Origin of the sequence: Flavobacterium sp. CF108, from assembly GCF_900129795.1 — a bacterium.
Lineage (GTDB): Bacteria > Bacteroidota > Bacteroidia > Flavobacteriales > Flavobacteriaceae > Flavobacterium.
Window position 1 is genome coordinate 120,636 of sequence record NZ_FQWW01000002.1, and the last position, 22,612, is coordinate 143,247.

The following is a 22,612-nucleotide window of genomic DNA, read 5'->3' on the forward strand; positions in this document are numbered from 1 at the left end:
CGGGTTTTTTATAAAAAGTAAATCTTTAATTATTATGCCTCGAAAGGAATAATAGAAACATAAGATTTGTTATCTCTTTTCTTTTGGAACTTAACAACTCCAGCTACTCTTGCGTGTAGTGTGTGATCTTTACTAATGTAAACATTTTCACCTGGATTGTGTTTTGAACCTCTTTGTCTAACGATGATGTTCCCCGCAATAGCAGCTTGTCCACCATAAATCTTAACGCCTAAACGTTTTGATTCTGATTCTCTACCATTCTTCGAACTACCGACACCTTTCTTGTGAGCCATGACGTATGAGTTTAAATATTGTTATTATTCTTTAGTAGCTTCTTTTTTTGCCTTTGGAGCTGCTGCTTTTTTCACTTTAGGAGCTTCTACTTCTTCAGTAGCTGCTTCTTCTGCTACAACCGCTTTTTTAGCTGCTGCTTTTTTAGTTCCTCCTGCTGCAGTAATACCTTCAATTACAATTTGTGTAAGATATTGTCTGTGACCATTTCTTTTTTTGTATCCTTTTCTTCTTTTCTTTTTGAAAACGATAACTTTATCACCTTTTAAGTGTTGTAACACTTTAGCTTCTACTGAAGCACCTTCTATAGCTGGGGCGCCTAAAGTTACATTTCCGTTATCATCTAATAAAAGAACTTTGTCAAAAGAAACTTTTGAACCTTCTTCATTAGCTAAACGGTGAACATAAACCTTTAAGTCTTTGCTTACTTTAAATTGTTGCCCTGCTATCTCTACGATTGCATACATACCAAATTGATTTATTGATTTTTAAGGTTGCAAATATACAACTAAAAATTTACTGTGCAATCTCTTATAGTAAAAATATTTTAAGCAGTTTAATCGTTGTTTTTCAAGGCTTTTTAAAAGAACTTCATCCTCAATTAGAGGTAAAAGATTGTTAAATTGCAATCAAAACAAAGATAAACCTCTAAATGATAATTAAAAAAAGTTATTTTTGATGTAACTATAATCAATTCTTGACTACCTACTATTTTAGTAGGTATTTAAATTTATTAATCTTTATGAAAAATTCAATAATGATGTTAAGTGCAGCACTAATGCTTGGCGGAGTAGCTCATGCTCAAAAGGTGGCTTTTGAAGAATACAATTTAGATAACGGCATGCATGTTATTCTGCATAACGATCCTTCGGCACCCGTGGTTATTACCTCTGTAATGTATCATGTTGGTTCAAAAGACGAACGTCCGGATCGTACAGGTTTTGCACATTTCTTCGAACATTTATTATTTGAAGGAACTCAAAATATAAAACGCGGCGAATGGATGAAAATCGTTACCGCAAATGGAGGCGTTAACAATGCTAATACTTCTGACGACAGAACGTATTATTATGAAGTTTTTCCATCAAACAATTTAGAATTGGGTTTATGGATGGAATCGGAAAGATTAATGCACCCAATTATCAATAAAATTGGTGTTGACACGCAAAATGAAGTGGTAAAAGAAGAAAAAAGGATGCGTTACGACAATCAGCCTTACGGAAACATTCTTCCGGAGGTTAAAAAAAATATGTTTAAAAATCATCCGTATCGCTGGACTACAATTGGCTCTATGAAAGATTTGGATGCAGCAACTCTTGAAGAATTTCAGGCCTTCAATAAAAAATTCTATACGCCAAATAATGCGGTTTTAGTAATTGCAGGAGATTTTGATAAAACGAAAGCTAAAGAATGGGTTCAGAAATATTTTGGGCCAATTCCGAAAGGTGAAGATGTTAAAAAACAAACTTTTACCGAAGAACCAATTACACAGACCATTAAAGCAACTTACGAAGATCCGAACATTCAGATTCCGATGGTTGTGGCTTCATACAGAACGCCGTCTATGAAAACAAGAGACGCTAGGGTTTTAGATTTAATTTCATCTTATTTAAGCGACGGAAAAAGTTCTAAATTATACAAAAAAATTGTCGACGATAAAAAAATGGCGCTTCAAATTGGTGCCGTTGGTTTTAGTCAGGAAGATTACGGAACCTATATTTTATATGGATTGCCAATGGCGCCAAATACTACAGCCGATATTTTAAAAGAAATGGATGAAGAAATCGTAAAGCTTCAAACCGATTTGATTTCTGAGAAAGATTACGAAAAATTACAAAACAAATTCGATAACAATTTTGTGAATGCAAATGCAAGCGTAGAAGGAATTGCAGAAAACCTGGCTTCGTATTATTTACTTTACGGAGATGTAAATTTAATTAATACCGAAATTGATATTTACCATTCTATTACAAGAGAAGAAATTAGAGAAGTAGCTAAGAAGTATCTAAATCCTAACCAGCGATTAATTTTAGATTACATTCCTACCCCAAAATCTCAGAACTAAGAATATCGAATCATGAAAAATTTATATACATTTTTAATCATTTTATTCCTAACTGGAATTATGCAAGCACAAGATCGTCCACAACCAAAACCAGGAAACCCGCCTGTAGTTAATATTAAAAAACCTCAAACCTTTGTTTTGGCAAACGGTATGAAAGTTCTGGTTGTCGAAAACCATAAATTACCCAGAGTAAGTTTTAACCTTACGCTGGACAATGCCCCTTTTACAGAAGGAAACAAAAAAGGTGTTGACGAATTAACCAGCAGTTTAATTGGTAACGGAACTAAAAAAACCTCGAAAGAAGCTTTTAATGAAGAAATTGATTTTTATGGTGCAAACATCAATTTTACATCGCAAGGTGCTTTTGCAAGCTCATTATCTAAATATTCTGGACGCGTTTTAGAGCTTTTAGCCGAAGGCGCTTTACAGCCAAATTTCACGCAGACTGAATTTGACAAAGAAAAAGCAAAATTATTAGAAGGGCTTAAAGCCGATGAAAAAAGTGTTCCGGCAATTGCAAATCGTGTTGTTGACGTTTTAGCTTTTGGAAGAAATCATCCAAACGGAGAATACCTTTCTGAAGAAACTGTAAAAAATGTAACACTTGAAGATGTTCAAAAAAATTACGCCACTTATTTCGTTCCGGAAAATGCTTATTTAGTTGTTATCGGCGACGTAAAATTCAAAGAAACAAAAGCAGCTGTAGAAAAACTTTTTGGCGGATGGAAGAAACAAGCTGCTCCAAAAAACACCTATCCAAATCCGGAAAATGCATCTAAACTTCAAATTGATTTTGTAGATGTTCCAAATGCGGTTCAATCAGAGATTTCGTTGGTAAATACTATAAATTTAAAAATGAGTGATCCTGATTTTTTCCCTGCTGTTATTGCAAATCAAATTTTGGGAGGTGATTTCAATAGTTATTTAAACATGAATTTACGCGAGCAGCATGCGTGGACTTATGGTGCAAATTCAAGCATTGGAAGCGGAAAATATGTAACCAAATTCAAGGCTTCATCTGCGGTTCGTAATGCGGTAACAGACAGCGCTGTTGTTCAGTTTATAAAAGAAATCAAAAGAGTTCGTACTGAAAGAGTAGATCCTGAGGTTTTAAGAAATGTAAAAGCAGGATATATTGGCCGTTTTGTAATGCAGGTTGAAAAACCGCAGGCTGTGGCACGTTATGCTTTAAACATTGAAACAGAAAAACTTCCGGCTGATTTCTACGAAAAATACATTCAGACAATCACAAATGTAACTGCTGATGACATTTATCGTGTGGCAAACAAATATTTTTTACTTGACAACATGCGAATTGTTGTTGTTGGAAAAGGTTCTGATGTGATTTCTGGTTTAGAAAAACTTCAAATTCCGATTTATTATTTTGATAAATACGGAAATCCAATTGAAAAACCAGCTGTTAAAAAAGATGCTCCAGCAGGAATTACAGCAAAAACTGTTTTCGAAAATTACATCAAAGCCATTGGCGGAGAAAAAGCGGTAACTGCCGTAAAAACACTTTATATGGACGGAACAACAAAAGTTCCTCAAGCTCCGGCTCCGTTAACTTTTACTTCAAAACTGGATTCTAAAGGAAAAATGATGATTTCTCTTTCTATGGGAACTATGAATTTAATGAAACAGGTTGTAAATGATAAAGGTGCTTATATTGAACAGCAAGGAAAACGTAAAAATCTTGAAGGCGATGATCTTAAAGAAATGAAAGCAAATGCGGCTCCTTTTGAAGAATTACAATTAGTAAAAAGAACAGACCTTAAAGTAGACAGCATTGAACCAGTTAACGGAAGTGATGCGTATGCTATAAAAGACGGCAACACAACTCATTATTATGATGTAAAATCTGGATTGAAAGTTGCAAAATCAAAACTTCGTGAACAAGACGGAAAATCGGTTACACAAATCACAAACTTCAACGATTACAGAGAAGTAAAAGGTGTAAAAGTTCCTTTTAATTTAGTCCAAAATGTAGGCTTTGAATTAGATATCAAAATGACGGATATTAAGATTAATGAAGGAGTTTCGGAGGCAGACTTTCTTTAAAGGTTCTGAGATTCTGAGATACTAAGGTTCTAAGATTTTTTCTCATAGGCTTTGTCAAAGTTTAAAACTTTGACAAAGCTTTTTTTTTACGCTCTGTTCTGTCAGGCTAAGCGAAGTCGACGCTCTTTGCGCCCTTCGACTTCGCTCAGGGTGACATGCAAATAATTTACCATGCATTGTTTTGTCAGGCTGAGCGAAGTCGAAGCCCCGTTCCAATTGGCACGCCCTTCTCCCAAAGCCTCGGGATCGCTCTGGGTGACAAACTAAATCTTGATAACTATTTTTATTTCTTAGCCGATAAATAAACCCCAATTAAAATAATAAAAGCACCAAAAAACTGAATTGGCGTAAGCATTTCGTTATCTAATAATCCCCAGAAAAAAGCAACAATTGGAATTAAATAAGTCACAGAAGTTGCAAAAACCGGAGATGAAATCTGAATTAATTTAAAGAACAAAACATTAGCAATTCCGGTTCCTAAAATACCTAAAATCATTACGAAGAAAATCGAATGATGTGTTGCTTCAAGATTTATTCTTTGAGGAATATCGGTTGTACTTAAAATGAGCAGCGCCGGAATAAGTAATATGGCAAAATTTCCTGTTGTGATGCTAAGCGAGTTTAAATCGGATAAATATTTCTTGATTAAATTGACATTTATTGCATAGCTAAGTGTCGCAATAACAACCAAAATAACATAATAATAATTCTGTCCCGGATGCGATGCTGCTCCGCTTAAAACCAGTAATAAACATCCAATTAAACCAACAAAAACTCCTAAAACCTGTCGCTTTTGAAATTGGATTCCGAAAATAAGTATTCCTAAAACTAAGGTATTTAAAGGCGTAAGCGAATTTAAAATGGCTACAATTGAGCTGTCAACTTCGGTTTCGGCAATAGCAAAAAGAAAAGCCGGAGTAAAAGTTCCGAAAAAAGAAGTTATCGCAACAAATTTCCATTGGCGGCGAGAAATCTTTTTTAAGCTTTTAAAACCAACAATCAATAAAAAAAGGGCCGCAAAAATAATTCGGAAAGATCCAACTTGAACTGCGGTTAAACCTACTAATCCTCTTTTAATTAAAATAAAAGAACTTCCCCAAATTAAGGACAATACTAACAAGTAAGCCCACTTTAATTGTTTTGCATCCATAAAAAGTATTTTACTGCAAATTTGTACTATTTTTACGAATTAGCCTCTTCATTTTTACTAATTTTGCAAAGAACATTATTAGTAAATTAAATTCTTATAATATGAAATTCACAAAAATCATAGCTTCATTAGCAATTGCTGGTTTAGTATTCGTAAGCTGTAAAAAAGAAGAAGATAAAAGTTTAGCAGTAATAAATGCTGAAAAAACTACGCCAAAAGAACACAAACAAATTGCTGCCGAAAACGTACAAACGGCAAGTTTCAATATCGAAGGAATGACTTGCGCAGTTGGATGTGCTAAAACTATTGAAACGGAATTATCTAATTTAGAAGGTGTAGAAAAAGCAACTGTTGATTTTGATAAAAAATTAGCAACTGTTACATTCGACAAAACGGTTCAAAACCTTCAGTCTTTAGCTAAAATTGTTGAAGAAACCGGAGACGGAAAAACATATAAAGTTTCGAATTTTAAATCTTAAGTTTAAAATTTCTCCATAAAAAAAGGCGTTCAAATTTGAACGCCTTTTATTTTATTTCTTATTTCCATTTTAATGTTTCCATCAATCGCTGCATATCATTTTTGATATAACTCGCGGCCGGCATTACAGAATCAAAATTTGGTTTTGCATAAAAATAAACCGATCCGGTTATAAAATGCTTTGTACTGTCTGTAACGTAAAATTGAGAGTTTGTAGCTGCATTTCCATCCACTTGATAAAACATTCCGTATACTTTCTTTTCAGCGTTTAAATACGGTTGTTCTAAAATATCATCGGCTTTAATAACGTGTTCGTAAGTTAGTTTTTGAGCATCTTTTAAAAGCTTTTCAATATCGCCGTGAACAGGTTTATAGGTTAAATAAATCGTAGCTTTCATCTTTGGATATGTGATTGCAAATCCGCAGTCTTTTTCACCTTTAATAACGGCATCTTCATTCATCTGGAAAGCAAACGGACAATTGTTTTCAAAATTGACATATTTGGCTTCTGGATAATCTAACCTAAGGAAACTTGCAGGTTTTGGCAAAACGTCGTCTTTACAGCTTACAACTGTTAATGTGAGCAAAATTACCGCAACCGAAATTATTCTTTTAAACATTTATTCTATTGTTACTTTTATTTGTTTTACACGCTTTTTATCAACGGTTTCTATTGTAAAAACACAGTTTTCAAAAGCTATTTTTTGATCTTTTTTAGGGAAATTTCCCAGGATTTCTAAAATAAATCCGGCCAGTGTTTCGGCTTCGCCTTTATGAGATTCAAATATATCTTCGTCGACATCGACAATTCTATAAAAATCTTTAAGATTTATTTTTCCTTCAAAAAGAAAATTCTTTTCATCGATTTGAGAGAAATTCAAATTTTCATCATCAAATTCATCGCTGATATCCCCTACTATTTCTTCGATTATATCTTCTAAAGAAACTAAACCTGATGTTCCGCCATATTCATCAACCACAATTGCGAGGTGACTTTTAAGGCTTTGGAAATCCTTTAATAGATTATCCAGTTTTTTATTTTCGGGAACAAAAAATGCTTCTCTTATTAAGGTTGCCCAGCCAAAATTATCTTTGTCAATATGCGGTAATAAATCCTTAACAAACAAAACGCCTTCTATCTGGTCAATATTATCTCGATAAACCGGAATTCTCGAAAATCCTTTCTCGATTATTTTAGGGCAAATGGCCGAAAATGATTCTGTAATTTCTAAAGCAAATATATCAATCCTCGGACTCATAACCTGCTTTGTATCTGTATTTCCAAAAGAAACAATTCCTTCTAATATTTTTTGCTCTTCTGTTGATGTTCCTTCAGAATCTGTTAATTCTAAAGCTTGAGAAAGCTGATTTATCGAAAAGCTGTTTTTTTGTTTTCCTAATTTATTATGCAAATATAAAGTAAGACTGCGCATGGGCAAGCTTATTGGTGATAGTAATTTATCTAAAATAGAAATGGAATAAGCGAAACGTTTGGCAAATTTTATATTGTTTCGGCTGGCGTAAACTTTTGGCAAAACTTCTGCAAATAATAAAATCAGGAAAGTAACGAGAATTACTTCTAAAATAAATTTTAAAACAGGCGATTCAACTCCTGCAAAAATGTTTCTGCCAATGAAAGAGAACAGAATAACGACTCCAATATTTAAAAAATTATTGGCCACTAATAAGGTCGCTAAAAGTTTTTTGGGTTTATCTAAAAGATCAGAAATAATTTTTCCTTTTGAAAGGTTCTCCTGAAGGGTGTCGTCAATATCTTTTTGAGACAAAGAAAAAAGTGCAACTTCGGCACCTGAAACAATTGCTGAAAGAAACAGCAAAATAAATATTCCGACAAAACCAATGATTAAATTGGTGTCTAAAATTGTGGTAAATAATAAACTGGGCTCCGGGTCCAAATTACATAAGATTAGTTAAACAATCAAAAAGGCAGATCATTAATGGGCAAGCCTTCGTTTGGTGCATCAAAATTAGTATTTTTTGCTGGTTCCTGATCGTGGCTTGGCTTATGATTTCCAGTTTCTTTTTTGGTAGTCAGAAAAGTAAATTCTGTAACCTGAATTTCTGTTGTATATTTTGTCGTACCATCTTCAGCCTGCCATTGCCTAGATTTAATACGGCCTTCAACATATATTTTATCCCCTTTAGAAAGGTATTTTTCGCATATTTCGGCAGCTTTATTACGCACAACCAAATTATGCCACTCTGTAGATGTTATTTTTTCATTGGTCGTTTTGTTAATATAAACCTCATTGGTAGCAAGCTGAAAGCGTCCAATACAGTTCCCTCCATCAAAATAATGCATTTTTACATCATCGCCTAAATGACCAATAAGCATAACCTTATTTAATGTTCCATTCATAATTAATAGTGGTATTTCTACCAAAGATACATTTTTTTAGCAATTTATTTCTTGCTTTTCTATAAAATTATACAATACAATTGGAAAAGGAAAACTTTTTAAAGTTTTCAAATCAATTCCGTTTTCGAGCACTTGATTAATTTTTATTTTCCAAAATTGAATATGAAGATGCTGGTGCGAAAGCTTATGAATTACGGTCGCTTCGCTGCATTCTTCTATACCTAATATAGTATAGGAAGAAAACATATCATTTTGTGCTATTGCTGAAATAGTGTTAAAACCTGCAATTTCACTGCTTTCAAAAAGAGGAAACTCATATAAGTTATGCCAGATTCCTTTTGCAGTTCTTTTTTGAATAATAGTGTTTCCCAAAATATCTTCTAAAACCAAATAATTAAAGAAACGGTTTGTCACTTTTACTTTTTTAGACTTTACAGGCAGAGAATCGACTTTCTTTTTTTGCAACGCTAAACAGCTATCATTAAAAACGCATTCAGAACAATTAGGGCTTTTAGGAACACATTGCAGGGCACCAAACTCCATTATCGCCTGATTGAAGATTGCCGGGTTATCTTTTGGCATTAATTCGTAAGCCAGTTTTGTAAATTCTTTTTTTGTCGCAGGAAGTGCAATATCAGATTCTATATCAAAATAACGGGAAAGTACACGAAATACATTTCCGTCTACAACCGGAACGGCTTCATTATAGGAGAAAGATGCAATTGCCGCGGCAGTATATTCGCCAACGCCTTTTAAATTTAAAAGTTCCTTATAAGAAGGAGGAAAACTTCCGTTTAGGTCCTCTGCGACGTATTTTGCTGTTTTATGAAGATTTCTTGCGCGAGAATAATATCCTAATCCCTGCCAAAGTTTTAAAACTTGTTCTTCAGATGCATTTGCAAGATCAAAAATTGTAGGAAATTCCTCTGTAAAAGCAAAAAAGTAAGGCATTCCTTGCGCGACTCTTGTTTGCTGCAGCATAATTTCTGAGAGCCAAATTTGGTACGGATCGGCCGTTTTTCGCCATGGAAGGTCACGTTTGTTTTGTAAATACCATTTTATCAGCGTGTTATAAAAATTCATCGTTAAATCCTTAAAATGCAAAAGTAAATGTTTATGTAATTAAAATTTAACGAATTAGCTTGATTAATTATTTTTTTAATTCCTATATTTGCAAACTCAAAAAAATAGTACACCATTTATAAATAAAATAGGAAAGAAAATGACGAAAGCAGATATCGTAGCGAAAATTTCAGAGAAATTAGGTCTTGAAAAAGGAGATGTTCAAGCAACAGTAGAAACTTTTATGGAAGAAGTAAAAACTTCTTTAGAAACAGGAGACAATGTTTACCTAAGAGGTTTTGGTAGTTTTATTGTAAAAACCAGAGCTGAAAAAACTGGTAGAAACATCTCAAAAAACACTACAATCAAAATTCCAGCACACAACATCCCTGCGTTTAAACCTGCAAAAGTATTTGTAGAAGGAGTTAAAACTAACAACGAAGCAAAATAATATTAATTAACATAAATCTGACACGATATGCCAAGTGGTAAAAAAAGAAAGAGACATAAGGTAGCTACTCACAAACGTAAGAAAAGAGCGAGAGCTAACCGTCACAAAAAGAAAAAGTAGTTTTAAACTACTTTTTTCTTTTTAAACGTTCATTGAAATTTGGGAAATTTCAAAAATTCCAAAAAAGAAAATCCAAAATCCAAAAATTAAGAAATCAATATTGATTTAATTGGAGTTTGGAATTTAAAAATTGAAATTTAACTTTCCCTCCCGGGTTCAATACCTGTTAAAATATTGTTTAATCCATCTGTAGATAAGATTTTAGATTTTAGATTCCAGATTTTAGATTTTTTATTAAGTCTATACTCTTCTCTCTATATTCTATTTTCTGAAAAAACAGATAAAAATTTACAGTGTGAATAAAGAATTAATCATTAGATCTAGTTCTGAAGCCGTAGATTTTGCCTTATTAAAAGATGGAAAACTAATTGAATTACACAAAGAAGAAGAGAAAAGCAACTTTCAGGTTGGTGATATTTTTATTGCCAAAATCAGAAAACCAGTTGCCGGACTTAATGCTGCTTTTGTAAATGTAGGCTTCGAAAAAGATGCCTTTTTACATTATCACGATTTAGGACCAAACTTAGCTTCTCAGCTGAAATTCATAAAACTTGTAAGCGCAGGTAAAATAAAAGATTTCTCCCTAAAAACCTTTCAGTTTGAAAAAGAGATTGACAAAGATGGCATCATTACTGATATTTTAAGTGCCAATCAATCTGTTTTAGTTCAAGTAGTTAAAGAACCTATATCGACCAAAGGTCCAAGAATAAGTGCTGAGCTTTCTCTTGCCGGAAGATTTATTGTTCTAGTTCCTTTTTCTGACCGTGTTTCTATTTCTCAAAAAATAGAAGACAAAAAAGAAAAGGATCGTCTAAAAAAACTTGTTCTATCGATCAAACCTAAAGGATTTGGTGTTATTGTTCGTACAGTAGCCGAAGGCAAAAACGTAGCCGAATTAGAAAAAGATTTGCAGAACCTGCTTGGCAGATGGTCTGCAATGTGTAAAAAATTACCAACTGCTCATCATCCATCAAAAGTATTAGGAGAGCTTAACCGAGCTTCTTCAATATTAAGAGATGTATTTAATGATACCTTCAGCGGTATTCAAATAGATGATGAAGAGTTGTTCCACCAAACGAAGGAATATCTGCAAGAAATTGCACCTTCGAAACAATCGATTGTTAAGTTTTATCAATCAAATGACACTCCAATTTTTGAGAAATACAATATAGAGAGACAAATCAAAACTTCTTTTGGCAGAACCGTTTCTATGAGTAAAGGGGCTTACCTTATCATCGAACACACTGAAGCTCTTCACGTTATAGACGTAAACAGCGGAAACCGTTCGAATAAAGCTACCAACCAGGAAGACACCGCCATGGAAGTGAATATGATTGCTGCTGCAGAAATCGCCAGACAACTTCGTCTGAGAGATATGGGCGGAATTATCGTAGTTGATTTTATCGATATGTCTAATCCAGAAAACAGGAAAGTTTTGTTCGACTTCTTGCGAGAAGAAATGAGCGACGATAAAGCAAAGCATAAAATATTACCGCCGAGTAAATTTGGTTTAGTCCAGATTACAAGACAGCGAGTAAGACCAGAAGTTAATATAAAAACTAGAGAAGAAGATCCAAATAAAGTTAATGGTGAAATTGAAGCGCCAATATTAATAATTGACAAGATCACCTCTGACTTAGAAAGACTTTTAAAAACCCACAATAAAGTTGTGCTTAATACACATCCGTTTGTGGCTGCATACCTCAGCAAAGGTTTTCCATCATTACGTTCAAAATGGTTTTTTGAACATAAGAAATGGGTGAAAATCATACCTCGTGACGCTTACACGTACTTAGAATACCATTTCTATGATAAAAAAGGAAATGTTATTTCAGAATAAAAATCAAAACCGCCTTTCGTGAGACTGGCGGTTTTTTTGTGCGTCATTGCGAGAAACGAAGCAATCTTTTCGCTACGAATTACACGAATGAACACGAATGAACACGAATTAATTTGTACTAATTTGTGTAATTCGTGGCGAAAATTTATGTTCAAAACTATATTTAATAAGTTATTTTGAATACTAATGTCACCCTGAACGAAGTCGAAGGGCACTCCAATTGGCACGCGGGCTTCGACTTCGCTCAGCCTGACACACAATTGCTTTATAACGAAACGATTTTTAGAATTTGAGATTTATCTTTAAAATTTTACTCTCTAACAATTTCAATTTTTCGTCTAATTTCGTTTCCGGAAGCATCTACAATTGTAATATAATGTATTCCTGTTGTTGGTGTAATTGGCAGTTCGTGAAAGGTTTTTGTGGTAGCTTTATAAACATCATCAACGTACCAAAATAATTCTTTATCCCTTTCAGAATAAGCTACTTTTAAAATTACGGGCTGTACTTTACTATTAAAATCTTTAGTTAAATAGATTTTGCTGTTTGCTTTTGGATAAATAAAATCCATTGTTTTAGTTTGTGTTCCTTCGCATCCTTCCTTAAATGGCGGCAGAGGCAGATATTCGATATGCTGGCTTTTGTAATACCAAGCCATTATAGGAGGCAGTACAAACCAGTTTTTTGTTACTATATTTTCGATACTTTCGCAGCTGCTGTTTACCTGAAATTGTTCTGTTTTATCTAAATGAATGGTTTTATGATACGGGCAAACCGCCGTAGATTTTCCTTTTTTAGAAACCCATTGTTTAATTTTCGGACAATTTTCTTTTGCCAAATAGCCGCTTAAGCGACAAACCTCAACTTCTTCTAAATCTTTATACGGAATATCAAACCATCTTTGCCTTGGCAGTAAATTAAAAACGTCAAATAAAATTGGAGCAGCACTTGTAACTCCGGTTAAAGTTGGTCTTCCTTCTCCGGTTGCATTTCCAACCCAAATTCCTACTACATATCTGGAATTTGTTCCAATAGCCCACGCATCACGATTTCCGAAACTTGTTCCCGTTTTCCAGGCAATTTTCAACGAACTGTCATAAAATTTCCAGGCTTCGTCTCCTTCCGGCCTGTTCACTTCTTCCATTGCGTTATACGTTAACCAAATTGATCCCGCACCCAAAATATTCTTTTGATTCGTTTCTGATCCAAAATCGGGCTTAAAATCGTTTTTATAATTCAGTTCCGTAAATTCATTTGTTCTGTATTTTCCGTTGTTTTTAGTGTAATAATTAACCGTAGAAGAAAGATTTGCATACGTTCGACATAAATCCCACAAATTACTTTCGGCACCGCCTAAAATAAGCGATAAACCATAATGATCAGGAGTTTTGTTTATGTCCTTTAACTTGAATTTTTGCAGTTCTTCATAAAACTTATTTACGGTAAATTCCTGAAGCATTAAAACTGCCGGAATATTCAACGAACGTGACAAAGCACGATGCGCCGGAACTGCCCCATCAAAAGTGAGATTAAAATTTTGCGGTGTATATCCTGAAATCTGCGTTGGAATATCAGCCACTAAAGTATTTGGCAATAATTCGCCGTCGTCAAGCATTGCACCATATAAAAGCGGCTTCAAAATACTTCCTGTACTTCGCGGAGCATCAATAATATCAACATCTTTTTGATGATCTTTATCTGTTGGAGAATTTCCAACATAACTCATTACATTTCTGTTCTGAACATCAATTACTAAAATTGCCAGATTATGAACTTCATTCTGCTTGTATTGATTGTAATAATATCTTGCAATTTGATTTACACGATTTTGCAAGGCATGATCGATCGTCGTTTTTACTCGTGTTCCTTCTTCACTTTTTGCCACTCTCTGCAATAAATGCGGTGCAATTTGAGGGAGATCATACGGTTTTTGAGGTAAAGGTTCTTCTATCGAAAGTTCGTACGTCTGCTTGTCAATTATTCCTTCCTGATGCAGTTTCAGTAAAAGTCGGTTTCGTTTGTTTAGTAATTTTATCTGATTTTTTCCCGGATAAATTAAACTTGGCGCATTTGGTAAAACCGCCAAAACAGCATTTTCTGCCCAAGATAATTGATTCGACTGCACTCCAAAATAACGCCACGAAGCCATTTCGAGTCCAACGACATTTCCTCCGAATGGCGCATGAGCAGCATACATTTCAAGGATTTCATTTTTAGAATATCCTAATTCTAATCGAGTTGCGAGAATAATTTCAATAAGCTTTTCAAAATAAGTTCTGTTTTTTCCTTTTCGGGAAAGTCTGATTACTTGTTGTGTTAAAGTACTTCCTCCTCTAACTACTTTACCCGCTTTTCGGTTTTGCTTAAAGGCATTTACCATTGCGCCCGGATTAAATCCCGGATGTTTGTAGAAATACTCGTCTTCAAAATAAACAATACATTTTTTGAATTTGTCAGGAACGCTGTCTTGCGCCGGAAAACGCCATTGTCCGTCGCGGGCAATTTTAGCTCCGAGTAATTCGCCTTCTTTACTTTCAATTACGGTTGAATAAGGTTCTTTGAATAAAGTTCGGGGAAGGGAAAAATAGTAAATCAGCAAGAGCACAAATGCAATTGCTGACTTTATTTTATTTCTTTTAATCCAATTTATGATGCGTTGGAAAAACGCTATAAGTTTATTTTTCAACGTAATGATTATTTAACCGCAAAGACGCTAAGTTATCGCAAAGTTCGCAAAGTTTTTTTGCCCACTGATTTTACGGGTGAAACGGATTAACACAGATATTTTTAAGTTACTCTGCGAAAACCCGTTTCATCCGTGCAATCCGTGGGCCATAAATTTATTTCACAACCTCAACCCAGAATCCTTTTGTTCTTGCCAGGAATGTATTGTCATACATGGCTTCGCATTGTAAACCTGGCAAATAATAATTTCCTAGATATGATGCGTTTAACAGAATTCTGAAAACTTTAGTTTCTCTGGATTTCATTCCGAAATAGAAATTAGTTCTGTCGTCGCGTATATCAATATAATCGGCAATATTATTTACTGCGTCTCCGTAATCTGTGAAACGTGTATTTACAATTTCGAATCCAGAAGGCAGAATTTGTGATAACGCCACATTTTGAATACTTTCATTTCTTTGGTTTTTAATTGTAACCTCAGCAATAAATTCTGTTCCTTGACTAATTCTTGAAACATCAATAGTACTTCCTTTTCTGTTTTTGAAAACAATACTTGCCGAAACATCACTTTGAACAGCATTTTCATTTCCTATTGGTAAAATTCCAGTGTTCAATACACGAACATAAACCGTATTATTTTTAAGGTTTTTTAAGGTGATGTTATTTGTTCCGCTGGCAGCAGACAAACTACGATCTGCAATTGTTTTTTGCGTGTTTATAGTTTCTCCTTTACCGTTTTTACTAAACTGGATATTGATTCCTTTTGGACCGTTACTTATGGCAAATTTCGACATTGAATACAAACAATAAGCTGTTGTCTGTGTACTCATCCATTGATTTGCTGACATTTCTTTGGCTAATTTTGTCGCCGTTGTAAATGCTTTTTGCTTTTGATCTAAAAGAAGAAGCGTTTCTAAAGCCATTGCTCGGTTTCTCTCGTCTGAACCATAATAGTAATAATTATAACCGTCTGAATCTCCATCAATACTTGTTTTTAGTAACAAATTCTGTCCAGCCGATTTTTGTCCGGCTAAAACATAAGCGGCAGCTAAACGAAGTTTACTTTCATTCGAAATTGATTTTGTTTCGCGTAATCTGTTCATTGACGATAAATCGGCATTTCCTGCTAAAGCTAGAGTATATAATCTATAAGCCTGAGCCAGATCGTTTCCATATTTAGGTTCAAAACGCCATTGTTTCGCTTCTTTCTGTTGATAAGACAACCATTTTGATTTGAAATTAATTGGCAGTACATATCCTTTTTTCTCTGCTTCAATCAAGAAATGTCCGGCGTACGAAGTTCCCCAATCGTCTGCAATTGTACCTCCTTGCCAGTAAGTTAATCCTCCGTTTGATAACTGGAAGTTTCCTAATCTCTGTATTCCGGCTGCAATATTTTTTTGGATAATATCTTTACGTTTTGCATCAATATCGGCAACATCACTTAAAAATAATTGCGGAAAAACTGACGAAGTTGTCTGCTCTACACAACCATGTGGATATTGAATTAAGTATTGCAGTCTTCCGTTCAAATTCATCGATGGCATTGACGAAACTTCTAATCTTGCTTTATTACTTCCGGCAACACCAAATGTTTTCCACGAAAGTGTTTTTGTACTGTTTGGAGTCAAAATAACATCTGTAAAAGTACTCGTAACCGGATTCGGGTTTGTCATGTCAATTTCAACATCATAAGATGATTTCTCATTTCCAGATGTTGCAATTACCTGCACTTTTGCAATTCCAGTTGCAGAACCTACAACCAAATTGAAATACGCCATTTTTTCGTCTGGCTGTGCAAAACTTAGTTTTTGAACTGCGCTTCCCACAACTTTTAATCCGTTACTTGTTTTGATCTGAATAGAAACATTTTTGATATTATTTTCAGTTGCAAAAACAGTAACCGGAATCGTCACTTTTTCTGAAGGCGAAATTTTTCTTGGCAGCGAAGCCAAAACCATCAACGGACTTCTAACAGGAGTTGCTTTTTCTACACTTCCGTAAGCGCTTGTCGCAGCATCCCCGGCAACAATCATTGTTCTAACAGAACCAATGTATTTTGGAAGTTTTAATTGATGCGATTTCGTTTCTCCTTTTTCTAATTTAAACGGACCATAATACAATACAACTGGTTTAAAACGGTTTGCTTTTTTAGCTTTTCCGCCTCCTAAATCCTGATCTCCACCAATACTGAAAATCTGGTTTATTTTTCCACCATAAGCGCCAATTACATCATCGTAAACGTCCCATGTTTTTACTCCTAATGCTTCACGTACATAAAAACTATCCCATGCATTTGGAGTTTTAAAACGAGTTAAATCCAGCAATCCTTCATCGACAACTGCAATTGTGTACGTCATTTCTTTTCCAGTTTTCTCGCCTACTTTAACTGTAAAAGGCTGTTCTGGTTTTAAGACATCAGGCATATTAATTGTCGGTGCCAGAATCGTGTTTTTATCCACCACTTCAATCGGAACGATTCCGTACATACGAATTGGCGAATCGTTTTTAATCGATGCGTGCGGCTGTAATAACGTGATATTAAAATACACATTTGGCGCCATCGCTCCCGTAATTGGAACTTCGACTTTTGTTTCTCCATTTTTGGTTTCTGCCCAAAGTGTTTGTACAACGCGAGAACCATTTTCTATAGAAATTAAAGCTCGTCCGCCTTCGCTTGAAGGGAAAGAGATTTGCGCTTTTTCTCCAACAGCATAATTCTTTTTATCGGTAGAAAAAACTAACATATTAGCTGTAGAAGCGTCTCTGTTTCTAGTTTTTCCAGACCAAATTGGCCAGTCGATATTTACGGTTAAAGCAGTTGCATGTCCGTCGTTTGGATCTTCAACACGAATTAAATAACGTCCCCATTCTTCATCGGTTAAAGCAAATTGAAAACTTCCTTTTCCGCTTGAATCCGTATTAATTACTGTAGATTTATAAGATGTTGTCGAGTTCGATGAATTATAATTCGACAAATTATCACTTGAAGAATCCCACCACCATCTCCAATCTACTTTGTAAATTCTTACTTCAAGATTTCGAACTGCTTTTGGTCTTCCGTTTTCATCAACCGTTACGACTTCAAAACGATTATTCGTTCTGGTTTCAAGCATGTTATATTTATTCAATTCAGGCGATTTTACTCCAACATAAGTTTTATATGGAGAATAAGTTGTCGAAATAACATCGGTACTAAAATCCCCGCCTTCTTCATATACTTTTGTAATAAATGAAGCGCGAAGCATTCCCGGTGCCTGACCTTGTAATTTTGGCTGAATATTTACAGAAGCCTTTCCGCTTTCATTTAATTTACCTGAAAATACATTGATTTCTTCTGTACTAAACTGACGAACCATATCATCAAAAGTATATTTTTCATAGCCTTTAAATGTTGTGGTTTGCTGCGAAAATTTAGCCTGCATTTCTACATTTAAATTTTTGGCAATTGCACCATGAAGCCATGTTACTTCCAGATTATCTGTATTTGGATAAGATGATGAAAGTGTTTTTCTGGTAAAGGTATTTTTGATTTTTAAACGATTTGGTTTAATCGTTTCTATTTTAATACTCTTATAGAATTTAGCACCTCCAACGCTTACCATCGCCTCCCAGTTTCCGGTTGGCGCATCTTGATTTGTTGGAACTATAAAGGCATAATGGTTTAAATCATTCGTTTTTTGAACGGTTTGATAAACGGTTTTTCCGTTCGGATCGTTTAATCTGAATTTTATCGGATGCGATTTCGGAAGTTTATTTGCTGCATCATTCAAAATAAAAGATAAATACAAATTATCTCCCGGACGCCAAACGCCCCTTTCTCCGTAAATAAATCCTTTTAAACCTTTTTGTAAAGTCTCGCCGGCAACATCAAAATTACTAACAGATAACGAAAGTCCGTCATCCAGTTTCACATAAGTCGATTGATCGCCTAAGCTAACAATTGCAAAATAGGCGAATTTATCCAGCTGGAAAGAAGCAATTCCTTCGCTGCTTGTTGCTTGTGTTGCGATTTTTTGCTGTTGAAAATTATACAAATCAACTCTTGCGTTCGAAACTGGTTCTGTCGTTACAATATTATTTACAGCAAATAAATACGATTTATTTTCGCCTCTTTTCGCAATAACCCCTAAATCTGAAGCCAGAATATTCGTTGCAATTTTCGCATTATAATAATACGATCCAGAGCAAGGATCCTGACTTTCTCGCCATTCATAATCATCATAGTAATAATCATCGTATGAGTTTCCGCTGTAGTTTACATCATTTTCATCAACTTCTTCTTCCTCTGTTTCATCCTGATTTCCGTCTGATGTTTCGCATTTATAAAGGGCATATTTCTTTTTATATTCAAACTCAACTCTATAAATCGCTCCCGGTTCTGGTTTTATAATTTTAGATAAATCTAAGGCATACGTATTCCATTTCGTTAGATTTACGAGCGTACTTTCCCTTAAATTAAGTGTGGTTTTCGCAATAGGCTGCGCCACTTTTTTGAGGTTTTGCGCGCCGTTTAATTCGTTATATTGAAGAAACTGCAGAATATTGTTTTTGTAAATTTTATAAATCTTTACATCAACGGCACTTAAATTTACGGCTTCAAAGTTCAGCTTCAAATTATTTGAACTTGGCAGAATTGTTCCGTTTTTAACGAAACGTACGCTTGGTTTTATCTGATCAAAAGAGATTTTTTCAGAATAATTGGCCTCCATTTTTTTGCCATACTGGCTTTCAATTCCCTGAAAAACTTCGAGAAGCAATTCTCCGGTAATCACTTGTTCCGGCTCTTCATCGGGAACAACTTCCACTATATCTTCTACCGGAGCTTCAACAACAGCAGCGGCTGAATCGACAGCAACTGCAGCAGAATCAACGGTAACTTCTGCCGTTTCTTCCTCAACAACAACTGGAGCTGGTTCCTCTTTTTTAGGAGCATTTTCGTTTGTAAAATATACTTTTAGTAAATTCCCTTGTGTAGAAAATTTTAGGTTGTTGGTGTTCTGAATCGAAACCAATCCGGCAAAATCCTGTCCTTTTTCTAAAGGTTCAGAAAAATTAATTGAAACCGATTGATTGCTTCCATCGGGAACTTCAACTTTTATAATTTTAAATTCGTTTATACTTGTAATCGGGAAATCGATTTGTCCTTTTTGATCGATATCAAAATCATTTCCGTCATATATAATTTCCAAATTTGAAGCTTCAGAAAAACGCTGAATGCTGTCAATTATAAAACGGAATTCTTTTGCAGGACCAGACGTTTTCTCAAATTTAATTTTAAGATTATTTCCTTTTTGCTTGGCTTCAACCAGTTTTTGAGCAGTTTCAAGATCAATTTTATCTGCTGTTTTTAAAACGCAGTTTAAATATTGATATTCTTTACTGTACGATTGAATATCGCCGGTATTTATGGTAAAATCCTGCTTAACTGTTTTAACTGTAAAGTTGAATTTAGAAAGGTCTTTTTCCTTTTCTTTTGGAATTGCTGTCAGCTTATCTAAGTTTAAAGTAACCTGATATTCTGTTCCCGGATTTAATTTTTTCTCAGGAATAAAAGCAATTGTATTGGTAGAAAGTGCTACTACTTTTCCGTGAACGTTTGGTGAAATATCAAACAAATCGTCGTCTAACTCTTGATTGGGTTTCCAATCATTTTTATCGAAGGCCAAAACGACTCGGATATCAGAATCGGAGGAAACGATTCCGCTTGTAAAGCTGGTTATGTACTCTTTAAATAATGAAAAATCTGAATTGAAATCTGCAGCCGATTTTCTGCCGCAGGATTGAAAAATAAAAAACACAAAAAATACGAGAACTAAACCTTTTGCTTTCACTTTTATTTAGAGTTAATGGTTAACAAGTTAGTAATTTAACACTGTCTGCTGTTTAAAGTCTTAACAGCAAAACACAAATTAAATTACAATAAAAGTAACGTATTTTTTGATTCTTTAAGAAGAAAATTCTTTAGCAATAATTATTTAACTTTTGTTGAAGTTTAATCTATTATTTACGCCTTTCAAGAAAAAAACGCTTCATTAAATCTGCGGCTTCATTAGCCATTATGCCAGAAACTACAGTTGTTTTTGGGTGAAGTTTTGTTCCCATATTGATAAAGCCACGCTGTTCGTCGCGTGCGCCAAAAACGATTTTCGAAATCTGACTCCAGTACAAAGCACCCGCACACATTTGGCAAGGTTCAAGCGTTACATAAAGCGTACAGTCTTTTAAATATTTTCCGCCAAGAAAATTTGCAGCTGCGGTTATCGACTGCATTTCGGCATGAGCCGTTACATCATTAAGTAATTCTGTCAAATTATGGCTTCTTGCAATTACTTTATCGGCCACAACAATAATGGCTCCAACAGGAATTTCGCCTTTTGCAAAAGCTTCTTCGGCTTCCTGCAGGGCTTTTTTCATGAAATATTCGTCGGTGAAAGGGTTTTCCATAATTGCAAAAATAGGATTTTAGAACTTATTTTTTATTACATTTATTTTTTGATATTTGAATATGGAAGAAAAACATAAAATAACGATTCCAAAACCTTGTGGTGAAAACTGGAACAAAATGACTCCAGATGGAAATGGACGTTTTTGTTTGAGCTGTTCTAAAACGGTTGTTGATTTTACATCAATGCTTCCTGATGAAATTCAGCATTTTTTCATTCAAAATCAAAATGAAAGAATTTGCGGAAGATTTAAAAATTCGCAATTAGAAACCATTACAATTCAAATTCCGAGTCGGGTTTTATACACACAAACAAAATATCATAAAATGTTTTTGCTGGCTTTGTTTATTGCAATGGGAACTACTTTGTTTAGCTGTGCAGATAAAGATGGCAACAAAAACAAAATTGATAGAATCGAAATTGTTGACAATACCACACAAAATCAAGATGAAAGTGAAGATGTTTCCTCCTGTTATGGGCATGAAATCGAAGCTAAAAAAGCAAAACCAAAAAAAGCCAGAGAGAGAATTATAATGGGAGATCTGATTCCTCCTAATTCTATTCAAACAGGGAGTTTTCATTATCACAGTATATATAATTCAACAGATTTGGACGCTTCACCTGTTCCAGAAAGTGGGATGAAAAAATTCCATGAGTTTTTCGCCAAAAATTATGTTGCCCCAAATAAAACAGAAAAGTTTAAGGGAAAAATATCTATCCTATTTGTTATAGAAGAAGATGGCAGTTTGAGTAATTTCAACATCGTTAATAATACCCCGAAAGAAATAGGAGAAGAAGCTATTAGAGTTTTAAAAACAGCTCCAAATTGGATTCCGGGAAAACGAAATAATGCCATTGTTCGTTCCTCTTACACTTTACCAATTACAATTAAATAATGGAAAGAAAACATAAAATAATCACTCAACCATTATATTACAGATTATTGCTGTCTATGTTGTTTACCACTATCGGGACAATGTTGTTCAGCTGTCAAAACAAAGACGAAAAGAAACAAAAAACTGAAAAAGTTGAAACTGTTTCAAACCCTTCTGCAGCAAAATCGGCTATAATAAACGAAACTCCAACAAATAAGAATTCAGTTAAAATATCATCTCCGCAAAAAAATGATCACGATAAGTTGGTAAAACAAAAAGAAAACAACGATCTAAAATCAGAAAAAACATCATCTCCAAAATTAGAAAAAACAAGCATTCCTTCAAAAAAAGGAGTCGAAGAAATTGCTGAAAAATCTCCAACTCAAATCAATGCCGAATTCCCAGGCGGGATTGACCAATTTCACAGCTTTTTTATGAAAGAGTTTAAAAAACCTGAAAACGTAAGTTATTGGAAACTGAATCTTAATCTGGCATTTGCAGTAGAAAAAAACGGCAGTGTATCTTTTCTTGAATGTTCTCCAGCAGTTGAAGAACCTTTGCAAAAAGAAATTATAAGAGTTTTAAGTTTATGTCCGAAATGGCAGCCGGGTGAATCCAACGGAAAAAAAATCAAGATGCAATATTCTGTGCCTATTTTATTGAAATAGCACTCAGCGAAAAAATTAAATTTAAAACCGTAAATTTGCT

General features: G+C 34.4%; 17 protein-coding genes. 7 read left to right on the forward strand and 10 right to left on the reverse strand.

The features are described from left to right. Positions 1 to 32: 32 nt before the first annotated feature. Together rpmA and rplU are read right to left on the reverse strand one after the other, a co-directional pair. Entirely contained in the window at positions 33 to 293 is a 261-nt protein-coding gene (gene rpmA / locus BUE10_RS05860) for a 50S ribosomal protein L27 (RefSeq protein ID WP_012023622.1), read from the reverse strand. A gap of 24 nt (positions 294 to 317) precedes the next feature. After that, a complete protein-coding gene (gene rplU, locus BUE10_RS05865) occupies positions 318 to 758 on the reverse strand; it encodes a 50S ribosomal protein L21 (RefSeq protein ID WP_053472561.1) in 441 nt (146 codons plus the stop codon). 275 nt (positions 759 to 1,033) lie between these two features. Between rplU and BUE10_RS05870 the strand changes: the two genes are divergently transcribed. Continuing rightward, positions 1,034 to 2,356, forward strand: a complete 1,323-nt coding sequence (locus tag BUE10_RS05870) for a M16 family metallopeptidase (protein ID WP_073483250.1) — start codon at positions 1,034 to 1,036, stop codon at positions 2,354 to 2,356. A gap of 12 nt (positions 2,357 to 2,368) precedes the next feature. After that, positions 2,369 to 4,417 carry a M16 family metallopeptidase gene (locus BUE10_RS05875; protein ID WP_073483252.1) on the forward strand — a complete coding sequence of 683 codons (2,049 nt, stop codon included), beginning with the start codon at positions 2,369 to 2,371 and terminating at the stop codon, positions 4,415 to 4,417. A gap of 283 nt (positions 4,418 to 4,700) precedes the next feature. Here BUE10_RS05875 and BUE10_RS05880 read toward each other — a convergent pair whose 3' ends face one another. Then, on the reverse strand, positions 4,701 to 5,567 hold the full coding sequence (locus BUE10_RS05880; protein ID WP_073483255.1) for a DMT family transporter: 867 nt from the start codon (positions 5,565 to 5,567) through the stop codon (positions 4,701 to 4,703). A gap of 101 nt (positions 5,568 to 5,668) precedes the next feature. Between BUE10_RS05880 and BUE10_RS05885 the strand changes: the two genes are divergently transcribed. Further along, positions 5,669 to 6,046, forward strand: coding sequence for a heavy-metal-associated domain-containing protein (locus tag BUE10_RS05885; RefSeq protein ID WP_073483258.1), 378 nt, complete (start codon positions 5,669 to 5,671; stop codon positions 6,044 to 6,046). 58 nt (positions 6,047 to 6,104) lie between these two features. On the opposite strand, the gene gldD is transcribed toward BUE10_RS05885, so the two are convergent. From gldD to mutY, 4 genes are read right to left on the reverse strand one after another with little or no spacing between them, the layout of a single operon-like run. Continuing rightward, positions 6,105 to 6,665 (reverse strand): gliding motility lipoprotein GldD, encoded by a 561-nt coding sequence (gldD, locus tag BUE10_RS05890; protein ID WP_073483260.1) that lies wholly within the window; start codon positions 6,663 to 6,665, stop codon positions 6,105 to 6,107. Next, positions 6,666 to 7,961 (reverse strand): gliding motility-associated protein GldE, encoded by a 1,296-nt coding sequence (locus tag BUE10_RS05895; protein ID WP_073483263.1) that lies wholly within the window; start codon positions 7,959 to 7,961, stop codon positions 6,666 to 6,668. It lies immediately after the preceding gene. A 23-nt stretch (positions 7,962 to 7,984) separates the two neighbouring features. Next, positions 7,985 to 8,425, reverse strand: coding sequence for a single-stranded DNA-binding protein (locus tag BUE10_RS05900; protein WP_073483265.1), 441 nt, complete (start codon positions 8,423 to 8,425; stop codon positions 7,985 to 7,987). Between the two features lie 36 nt (positions 8,426 to 8,461). Then, on the reverse strand, positions 8,462 to 9,508 hold the full coding sequence (gene mutY, locus BUE10_RS05905; RefSeq protein ID WP_073483267.1) for an A/G-specific adenine glycosylase: 1,047 nt from the start codon (positions 9,506 to 9,508) through the stop codon (positions 8,462 to 8,464). Positions 9,509 to 9,647: 139 nt separating this feature from the next. On the opposite strand from mutY, the gene BUE10_RS05910 reads away from it, so the two are divergent. Both BUE10_RS05910 and BUE10_RS05915 read left to right on the forward strand, forming a co-directional pair. Then, positions 9,648 to 9,938, forward strand: a complete 291-nt coding sequence (locus BUE10_RS05910) for an HU family DNA-binding protein (RefSeq protein WP_007805026.1) — start codon at positions 9,648 to 9,650, stop codon at positions 9,936 to 9,938. A gap of 415 nt (positions 9,939 to 10,353) precedes the next feature. After that, positions 10,354 to 11,898, forward strand: coding sequence for an Rne/Rng family ribonuclease (locus BUE10_RS05915; RefSeq protein WP_053470125.1), 1,545 nt, complete (start codon positions 10,354 to 10,356; stop codon positions 11,896 to 11,898). Between the two features lie 310 nt (positions 11,899 to 12,208). On the opposite strand, the gene pbpC is transcribed toward BUE10_RS05915, so the two are convergent. The 3 genes from pbpC to BUE10_RS05930 form a co-directional block, all read right to left on the reverse strand. Next, complete coding sequence (gene pbpC / locus BUE10_RS05920) at positions 12,209 to 14,584, reverse strand: penicillin-binding protein 1C (RefSeq protein ID WP_073483269.1); 2,376 nt, start codon at positions 14,582 to 14,584, stop codon at positions 12,209 to 12,211. Positions 14,585 to 14,738: 154 nt separating this feature from the next. Continuing rightward, positions 14,739 to 20,417 carry an alpha-2-macroglobulin family protein gene (locus BUE10_RS05925; protein WP_073483271.1) on the reverse strand — a complete coding sequence of 1,893 codons (5,679 nt, stop codon included), beginning with the start codon at positions 20,415 to 20,417 and terminating at the stop codon, positions 14,739 to 14,741. Positions 20,418 to 20,586: 169 nt separating this feature from the next. Further along, positions 20,587 to 21,030: a nucleoside deaminase gene (locus BUE10_RS05930; protein WP_073483273.1), complete on the reverse strand. Its 444-nt coding sequence runs from the start codon at positions 21,028 to 21,030 to the stop codon at positions 20,587 to 20,589. 61 nt (positions 21,031 to 21,091) lie between these two features. On the opposite strand from BUE10_RS05930, the gene BUE10_RS05935 reads away from it, so the two are divergent. Together BUE10_RS05935 and BUE10_RS05940 are read left to right on the forward strand one after the other, a co-directional pair. Beyond that, positions 21,092 to 21,925 (forward strand): energy transducer TonB, encoded by an 834-nt coding sequence (locus BUE10_RS05935; protein ID WP_073483275.1) that lies wholly within the window; start codon positions 21,092 to 21,094, stop codon positions 21,923 to 21,925. Further along, positions 21,925 to 22,572: a hypothetical protein gene (locus BUE10_RS05940; RefSeq protein ID WP_073483277.1), complete on the forward strand. Its 648-nt coding sequence runs from the start codon at positions 21,925 to 21,927 to the stop codon at positions 22,570 to 22,572. The genes BUE10_RS05935 and BUE10_RS05940 overlap by 1 nt, the downstream gene beginning before the upstream one ends. Positions 22,573 to 22,612: the final 40 nt, after the last annotated feature.

What these genes read in the sequence shown, in the direction of transcription:
- rpmA (WP_012023622.1), bottom strand. Translation starts at nt 293, where the DNA reads ATGGCTCACAAGAAAGGTGTCGGTAGTTCGAAGAATGGTAGAGAATCA.
- rplU (WP_053472561.1), bottom strand. Translation starts at nt 758, where the DNA reads ATGTATGCAATCGTAGAGATAGCAGGGCAACAATTTAAAGTAAGCAAA.
- BUE10_RS05870 (WP_073483250.1), top strand. Translation starts at nt 1,034, where the DNA reads ATGAAAAATTCAATAATGATGTTAAGTGCAGCACTAATGCTTGGCGGA.
- BUE10_RS05875 (WP_073483252.1), top strand. Translation starts at nt 2,369, where the DNA reads ATGAAAAATTTATATACATTTTTAATCATTTTATTCCTAACTGGAATT.
- BUE10_RS05880 (WP_073483255.1), bottom strand. Translation starts at nt 5,567, where the DNA reads ATGGATGCAAAACAATTAAAGTGGGCTTACTTGTTAGTATTGTCCTTA.
- BUE10_RS05885 (WP_073483258.1), top strand. Translation starts at nt 5,669, where the DNA reads ATGAAATTCACAAAAATCATAGCTTCATTAGCAATTGCTGGTTTAGTA.
- gldD (WP_073483260.1), bottom strand. Translation starts at nt 6,665, where the DNA reads ATGTTTAAAAGAATAATTTCGGTTGCGGTAATTTTGCTCACATTAACA.
- BUE10_RS05900 (WP_073483265.1), bottom strand. Translation starts at nt 8,425, where the DNA reads ATGAATGGAACATTAAATAAGGTTATGCTTATTGGTCATTTAGGCGAT.
- mutY (WP_073483267.1), bottom strand. Translation starts at nt 9,508, where the DNA reads ATGAATTTTTATAACACGCTGATAAAATGGTATTTACAAAACAAACGT.
- BUE10_RS05910 (WP_007805026.1), top strand. Translation starts at nt 9,648, where the DNA reads ATGACGAAAGCAGATATCGTAGCGAAAATTTCAGAGAAATTAGGTCTT.
- BUE10_RS05930 (WP_073483273.1), bottom strand. Translation starts at nt 21,030, where the DNA reads ATGGAAAACCCTTTCACCGACGAATATTTCATGAAAAAAGCCCTGCAG.
- BUE10_RS05935 (WP_073483275.1), top strand. Translation starts at nt 21,092, where the DNA reads ATGGAAGAAAAACATAAAATAACGATTCCAAAACCTTGTGGTGAAAAC.
- BUE10_RS05940 (WP_073483277.1), top strand. Translation starts at nt 21,925, where the DNA reads ATGGAAAGAAAACATAAAATAATCACTCAACCATTATATTACAGATTA.